Origin of the sequence: Plantactinospora sp. B24E8 (assembly GCF_039871735.1) — a bacterium.
Classification (GTDB): Bacteria; Actinomycetota; Actinomycetes; order Mycobacteriales; family Micromonosporaceae; genus Plantactinospora.
Window position 1 is genome coordinate 63,162 of sequence record NZ_JBDPMH010000040.1, and the last position, 6,451, is coordinate 69,612.

The 6,451-nt window shown below is 65.9% G+C and carries 10 protein-coding genes; 5 read left to right on the forward strand and 5 right to left on the reverse strand.

Going from position 1 to position 6,451, the window contains the following annotated elements; translation table 11 throughout:
- Positions 1–53: 53 nt before the first annotated feature.
- The 3 genes from ABGB21_RS32745 (at position 54) to ABGB21_RS32755 (ending at position 1,295) form a co-directional block, all read left to right on the forward strand.
- Positions 54–512, forward strand: a complete 459-nt coding sequence (locus ABGB21_RS32745) for a hypothetical protein (protein WP_347654532.1) — start codon at positions 54–56, stop codon at positions 510–512.
- A 151-nt stretch (positions 513–663) separates the two neighbouring features.
- A complete protein-coding gene (locus ABGB21_RS32750) occupies positions 664–888 on the forward strand; it encodes a hypothetical protein (RefSeq protein WP_347654531.1) in 225 nt (74 codons plus the stop codon).
- Positions 879–1,295 carry a PIN domain nuclease gene (locus ABGB21_RS32755; protein ID WP_347681111.1) on the forward strand — a complete coding sequence of 139 codons (417 nt, stop codon included), beginning with the start codon at positions 879–881 and terminating at the stop codon, positions 1,293–1,295. Before ABGB21_RS32750 ends, ABGB21_RS32755 begins: the two co-directional genes overlap by 10 nt.
- On the opposite strand, the gene ABGB21_RS32760 is transcribed toward ABGB21_RS32755, so the two are convergent.
- A complete protein-coding gene (locus ABGB21_RS32760) occupies positions 1,261–1,803 on the reverse strand; it encodes an integrase core domain-containing protein (RefSeq protein ID WP_347681113.1) in 543 nt (180 codons plus the stop codon). The genes ABGB21_RS32755 and ABGB21_RS32760 overlap by 35 nt on opposite strands.
- A gap of 82 nt (positions 1,804–1,885) precedes the next feature.
- Positions 1,886–2,446, reverse strand: coding sequence for a helix-turn-helix domain-containing protein (locus ABGB21_RS32765; RefSeq protein ID WP_347681114.1), 561 nt, complete (start codon positions 2,444–2,446; stop codon positions 1,886–1,888).
- Between the two features lie 1,230 nt (positions 2,447–3,676).
- Here ABGB21_RS32765 and ABGB21_RS32770 point away from each other — a divergent pair.
- Positions 3,677–4,117, forward strand: a complete 441-nt coding sequence (locus tag ABGB21_RS32770) for a carboxymuconolactone decarboxylase family protein (protein WP_347681116.1) — start codon at positions 3,677–3,679, stop codon at positions 4,115–4,117.
- 5 nt (positions 4,118–4,122) lie between these two features.
- Here ABGB21_RS32770 and ABGB21_RS32775 read toward each other — a convergent pair whose 3' ends face one another.
- The 3 genes from ABGB21_RS32775 to ABGB21_RS32785 are packed head-to-tail and all read right to left on the reverse strand — an operon-like array spanning position 4,123 to position 5,102.
- Positions 4,123–4,395, reverse strand: a complete 273-nt coding sequence (locus ABGB21_RS32775; protein ID WP_347654526.1) for a transposase — start codon at positions 4,393–4,395, stop codon at positions 4,123–4,125.
- A gap of 15 nt (positions 4,396–4,410) precedes the next feature.
- Positions 4,411–4,668 carry a transposase gene (locus ABGB21_RS32780; protein WP_347654525.1) on the reverse strand — a complete coding sequence of 86 codons (258 nt, stop codon included), beginning with the start codon at positions 4,666–4,668 and terminating at the stop codon, positions 4,411–4,413.
- Positions 4,669–4,727: 59 nt separating this feature from the next.
- A complete protein-coding gene (locus ABGB21_RS32785) occupies positions 4,728–5,102 on the reverse strand; it encodes a hypothetical protein (protein ID WP_347681118.1) in 375 nt (124 codons plus the stop codon).
- 656 nt (positions 5,103–5,758) lie between these two features.
- Here ABGB21_RS32785 and ABGB21_RS32790 point away from each other — a divergent pair.
- Positions 5,759–6,241 carry an NUDIX hydrolase gene (locus ABGB21_RS32790; RefSeq protein WP_347654523.1) on the forward strand — a complete coding sequence of 161 codons (483 nt, stop codon included), beginning with the start codon at positions 5,759–5,761 and terminating at the stop codon, positions 6,239–6,241.
- Positions 6,242–6,451 lie beyond the last annotated feature (210 nt).

Consider the following 6,451-nt stretch of genomic DNA (forward strand, 5'->3'; position numbering starts at 1 on the left):
CGACGCCACCCGCGTCCCGTGCGGTGAGGGCGTGTTCTGGCTCGCCGCGGTCCGTGACGCGTTCTCCCGCCGGATCGTCGGGGTGGAAGACCTCCGACCGCTGCGACACCGACCTCATCCTCGTCGCCCTCGGATACGGGATCTGGTCCCGCGACGTCCGCGACGGCCAGTTGATCCACCACAGCGACAGGGCCTCGAACTACACGTCCTTCCGGTGCGCAGAACGCTTACAGGACGACGGGATCCTGCCCTCGATGGGGTCGGTCGGCGGCTCATTCGACAACGCGCTGATGGAGAACTTCTGGTCGACGCTGAAGATCGAACTTGTCTACCGCACGAGCTGGCGGACCCAGGCTGACAACAGGCACATGATGATCATCAACCGATGGGCTCGTCAGCGCGGACGAGAAGAGCGGATCCGCATCATCCGTGCGCGAATCCGCTGCGCATCAACCCCAAAGCCCCAGGTCAACGCGGCCCCACCAGGTCCGACCTGTGGGTCACAGACGTGACCCACATGCGACCCACACCAACCCGAAAGTCAGCGGCGATCATGAATATTGCCTGGTGAAACCTGTGCGCCCCCGGGGGGGGATCCGAACCCCTAACCTTCTTATCCGTAGTGATATCGTGATAGCATTGGCCCGGAATCGGAGGTGCCGCATGCCTAACATCCTCGTCCGCGACCTCAGTCAAGAAGCCATCGACCGCATCGACGCCGCAGCCGCTAACCTCGGGCTATCCCGCAACGAGTACCTACGCCGCAAGTTCGAGGAGAACCTCAGCCCCGCCGGCGAGCGGACGGTTACCGCCGAGGACTGGCAACGGTCCGCAGAGGCATTCGCGGATCTTGCCGACCCGGCGGTGATGGAGAACGCGTGGCGGTGACGAGTTGGCTGATCGACAAGTCCGCGTACATCCGGCTTCAACTCGGCGAAGCGGCGAACCGCGACGAGTGGAGCGCGCGCATCAGCCGAGGGCTCGTTCGGCTCTCCACCATCACCCGGCTCGAACTCGGCTACTCGGCACGTTCCGGAGAGGTGGGACGCCGGCAGTTCGCTACGCCGCCACTGTCCTTGATGCCGGTCGAGCACCTGACACCCGCCATTGAGGACCGGGCGCTGGAAGTGCAGATGCTACTTGCCGATCGCGGCCAGCACCGCGCTCCGTCAATCCCTGACCTCTTGATCGCGGCGACTGCCGAGAAGGCGGGACTGACCGTCCTCGCCGTCGACAAGGACTTCGGCCTCATCGCCGCGATCACCGGCCAGCCAGTCGAAACCCTGACTGGCTAACAGGGGCAGGCGCGTGACGCCGAACCCCTGTCTCCGATGCAGTGTTCACCTGTGCCGTTCGAGAACTCGGTTCCGGCCATGCGGCCTGCTCATACTCGTTGATCAAGCCATGGACCACCCTCCTGCGCCGTACTCGGACGGCCCCCAGATCGGTCACCGGCGCTGGGGCCGTGTCTCGATCAGGTGGACGTTGTCCGCGGCCCTGATGCGGCCGATGTCCGTTGTAGTGCGTGAGGTAGGCGCCGAGCACGGCGAGCAGGTGCCGGGTGGTGTAGATCAGGATCCGGTCCAGGCATTCCCGCCGGAGCGTGCGTACCCAGCGCTCCGCGAACGCGTTCGCCCGGGGCGCCTGCGGTGGCGTCCGGAGCACCTCGACACCCTCGGCGTGGAAGACGGTGTCGAACCCGGCGGTGTACCTGGCGTCTCGGTCCCGGATAAAAAAAACCGGAACCGATCGGCCCGCTCGCCCAGGTCCAGCATGAGGTTGCGGGCCTGCTGCGCCACCCACTCACCGGTCGGGTTGGTCGTGGCTCTGAGCAGATGTACCCGCCGGTTAGCGATCTCCATCAGAAACAGGACGTAGACGCGGGTCAGACCGATGGTATCGACGTGCCGGAAGTCGCAGGACAGGACGCCTTGGCCTGCGCGGTGAGGAACCCGGTCCAGGTCGGTCCCGCCCGCCGTGGTGCCGGACCTACACCGGCCTTGGTCAGGATCGCCCAGACCGTGCTGGCCGCCAACCGGTAGCCCAGGTTGGCCAACTCGCCCTGAATGCGCCGGCATCCCCAGGCGGGGTTGTCCCGGGCCAGCCGCAGCACCAACTGGCGCACCTCCGCCGTGACCGGTGGGCGACCCCGCCGCCGTCTCGGGTAGGTCCACCGCCGCGCGATCAGGCTGCGGTGCCAGCGCAACAACGTGGCCCGGGTGACGAAGAACGCCGACCACCGCGCCCGCGGCAGCAGCCTCGACCGGCCGGCCAGCACCGCCCGGTCGGCCGGTTCCAGATCCGGACGGCGCACCTGCCGACGCAGTATCGCGACCTCGTGCCGCAGCACGAGCACCTCAACCGCGTTGGCGTGCCCGCCGCGGACCAACAGGATGATCAACCGCAGTGTCTGACGAAGAATCAGGTAGCCGCACGACAGGATCATGACCGGCAGCATGACACCATTCGTCGATCTCACGGCGGACAAAGTCGCACGTCAGCGCCCACGGCCGAGTTTCCGAACGGTACAAGGTGGTTCTTCACGGTGCTGTGGTAGTTCAGGAGGGTTGTAGGGCGCAGCCGCCCGTCCAAGCCTGACAGCCAGTACTCCAACCAGCGTCCCACCGTCCACGACTCAGACGCGACCTGCGCGTCGGGGAGCTGAAGGAACTCCCAGGACGCTCGCTCCGCCTCCCAACTGCTGCGGAAGCCACCCCTGCGGATGCGTACTCGTCGATCGTCCAGGCTCGTCACCTGGACGGCGAAGTACCAGCTGCCATGATCCGACTCGACTCGGAGAGGACAACGCGCCCCGAGCTGTTGGTTCGTCTGCTCGCACCGGCACCCGCAGCGCCTGTACACCAGACCGGCCTTGTTCTTGGACATCAGCTCCGCCACCGCGCCGAGACAAGGTAGGCGGCGAGCAACAAGATGAGAGGCTACCGATCGGATGACCTTCAGTACGACAAGTGGCGGACTCGCGCTGACCAAAAGTAGGACCTGCGCGAATCCCCTGCGTTCTGGCCAAAAAGCCAGGTCAACGGCTTGACCCTGGCTTCCGAGGTGGGTCACAAACGCGACCCACACGGGGCCACAAAGATCAACAACACCGAGATGAAGTTGAATATTGCCTGGTCAAGCTTGTGCGCCCGAAGGGATTCGAACCCCTAACCTTCTGATCCGTAGCCCACTTTCCCACGCTCGACTCTATCGCAAAATCTGTCCGACGGCAACCACTTCAGTCCGGCCGCATCCCACCGCGTCCGTGCAGGTCCAGGGCCCGGAAGCGTCACGCATGGAGGTTGATCGATAGTTTGGCCCGCCTCGTGAGCGGCCAGAAGTCCGGCCCCGTCCCGGAGCGTCCGTGTCAGTTCCCCGACGTCCGAGCACCCACCGAGCACCCACAGCCCCACCTCAACCTGGGCCGATTGCCGGGGTTGACGTGGCAAAAAGGGCAGCGGCGCCCGTGGTAGCGGGATTCTGATCCGCGCTGGTTCCACCATCTGGGCAAGTGCCGCTGTCGACATGGGTGGCCCGCTGACGGCTGAGTCCGAGGCCAGCTACGTCGGGGCTGATGGGCCCAGGCTCGCTCTTCCTTGATCAGCTTGACTAGGTGCGATCCTCAGTCACGATCGAAATGCCAGATCTCGGCCGCTTCGTCCTTGTACATGGAAGAGTGAGCATCGTGACGATGAACGATCCGGCATCTGCGGCGACAGACCCGAGGTACGCCGCCGCGCTGGACACGGCTGAGCGTCTGCTGGGCTTCCGCCTGGAGCGCTTTCTTGGCGCCACCCCTGGTGAGCCAGCTAACGGCGCAGACTTCAAACGGATCGCGACGATGCACGCCTTCGGCGACGTCTGGCCGCGCACCGAGCACCTAGATACACGGACGCGGGCACTGGTGTCCGTCACCATCGCGGCGACCCTCGGCGTCCTGGAGCCCCTCCGTGGTCAACTCCGCATCGCGCTCAACGCCGGCGCCACCAAGGAAGAGATCGCCGAAGTCTTTCTTCAGGTCGCGGCCTACGCCGGCGTAGCACGCGCGTTCGACGGCTACCAGGTCGCGGCCCAGGTCTTCGCAGAGAACCCGGAACGCTCAGACCCTGGTAAGTAAGGGGATCAGGGGTTTTGGTGGCGGGCGAGGCGGCTGGTCATGATGATCATGGCCCATTGGACCATCGCCTCGTGGTGCTCGGGTAGCCGTTCGTAGTCGCGGACGGTGCGTCGGCACCGGTTGATCCAGGAGAAGGTGCGTTCGACGCACCAGCGGCGGTGCAGGACGACGAAGGTGGTCTGCCCCGCGAGCTTCGCGACGATCCGCACGGCCAGGACGAGGTGGGCGGCGGCCCAGTCGACGACTCTGCCGGCGTAGGCGCTGTCGGCCCAGACCAAGCGGATGCCGAGGAATCAGGCGTGTAGCGCCCAGAGCAGGGGTCGGGCGGCGTCGCGGTCCTGCACGCGGACCTGTTCGCGCAGGCTGTTGTGCATGCGGTTGAGCGTCCCGTCCCCGTTCCAGGTCTTGAAGTAGTGGTAGACGAGCTTGTGGTGGGGAAAGTCGGCAGGCAGCGCGTTCCATTGGCAGCCGGTGCGATCGAGGTAGCGGATCGCGCCCACCACGTCCCGACGTGGATGGGTGATCGGGCGTCCGCGCCCGGCCCCGGCCATAGAACAGGTCTACAACCACGATGCTGAATCGGAGGAAGGGCACTTTCGGAACGGGGATTTCAAGCCACCGGCGTGTTCGTCCACTGGGCGAGCAACTTCAGTGCCTCGTGGGATGAGCTGTCTGGTTCGGCGGTGAACACCACGAGGTGCTGGTCGGACTTGCCGCTGACGTCGAATTGCTGCGAATCGAGGGTGAGCGGACCGACCAGTGGATGCTGGTAGCTCGCGGCGGTGTACGCGGCCACCGCGATCTCCGGTTGGCTGCGCGGGCGCGCAACCGCTCCGCTCAAGCGCAGCAGTCTCAGCTCCCGCGTGGACCCGTCGTCAGACCGGTAACGACGGCCCCACGTCCATAGCTCGCGTATCCCCTGATCGGCGTACTGAACCACCCACCAGAAGGGCACCGGCTCCAGCGGTGGCGAGCTCTCAGCCATCGTCAGATACCCCCTCAACGGCCGCACGGACGAATGCCTCGACTCCAGCCGACAGCATCTGTTCGCAGGTCACCGCGGCCACCGCGTCATCGACCGGCCTGTCCCGGAACTCCACCGCGTCCAAAGCGTCCATCACGCAGCGGACCGGCACCGGCGGCTTGTCGAGGCGCGGCCAACCAAGCGGCTCGAGCGCAGGGCGGGACTTGACCGCTAAATAAGTAGGACAGCTGTGGTTGCGCTTCGCCAAGACGCTCGGTGCGACCTGGATGGGCGACACGCTGCCCGCCAACCCCGCCGACGCCATCCACCGGCCCGGGTTTCCGGTCTCGTCCGACTCTCGAGGAGTCGGCACCGCAGCGAGAACCTCGGGCGCACTGGGCGAGGCCGGCGCTTTGTCTGGCATTCCTCCCCCGGCCACGGCTTCATCGATGGAAGCCGTCCACCGGTCCGCCTCACAGTTAGAGAATATGCGGTCGCAGACGGTAGCAGATTGTCGCCGCGCCAACCAGTCAGAGCAGATGCGCCGGGAGGGATGCCGTGTCTGCGTGAGGTGTTCCAATTCAATGGATGCGGAACGGGTTGTCTGTGGGCGACGCTGGCCTCGTAAGAGTGCCGAAGGTGCGTGGTGAGGTCGCCGGCACGGGTAGCCTGCGGTGGTGAGCACTCCATCCGGCGACTACACGGCGACGCTTCCACGAAAACGCATGGGCGCCGCGGTTCTGTTCACCGACGCTGCCAGGCGGGCTCTGCTGGTCGAGCCCGCCTACAAGGACTACTGGGAGATCGTCGGCGGGTGCGTCGACGCCGACGAGTCACCCCGGCAGGCGGCGGTCCGTGAGGTCAAGGAGGAGTTGGGCAAGTCGATCGTCCCCGGCCGGCTGTTGGTGACCGACTGGGTGCCGCCGCGGCCGGGACGCACCGAGGGTGTCATGTTCGTCTACGACGGTGGCACCCTCGACGAGCTGGGCACAGCTGACATCCATCTGCCGCCGGACGAGCTGCGCAGCTGGGCCTGGTGCGACCAGGCGCAGATCCGGGAGCGGATGTCGGAGCTGCTGGCCCGCCGGGTGATCGCCGCGCTGCGCGCCAAGGCCGAGGGCATGATGTTCGACTTGGAGAACGGCTTTCACCCGCACTGACATGCGCCGGCGGCGCGCACCTTCGTCAGGAGGGTGCGCGCCGTCTTGCTGTTCAGGCTGCCTTGTCGTAGCGGTTGGCGGCTGCCCTGTCTGTCAGGGTGAGTTGAGGCCAGCGGCTCATAGCAAGTCCGTCGGACAGGGCGAGTTCAGGATCGAGAAGCGTTGAATACTGTTGTTGGCGTGGTGACGGCCCAGGATGGGGTCATGAGT

Bases quoted from the DNA above. Each gene is read 5' to 3' on its own strand.
- ABGB21_RS32750 (WP_347654531.1), top strand. From the start codon at position 664: ATGCCTAACATCCTCGTCCGCGACCTCAGTCAAGAAGCCATCGACCGC.
- ABGB21_RS32765 (WP_347681114.1), bottom strand. From the start codon at position 2,446: ATGATCCTGTCGTGCGGCTACCTGATTCTTCGTCAGACACTGCGGTTG.
- ABGB21_RS32780 (WP_347654525.1), bottom strand. From the start codon at position 4,668: ATGGCCGGGGCCGGGCGCGGACGCCCGATCACCCATCCACGTCGGGAC.
- ABGB21_RS32785 (WP_347681118.1), bottom strand. From the start codon at position 5,102: ATGGCTGAGAGCTCGCCACCGCTGGAGCCGGTGCCCTTCTGGTGGGTG.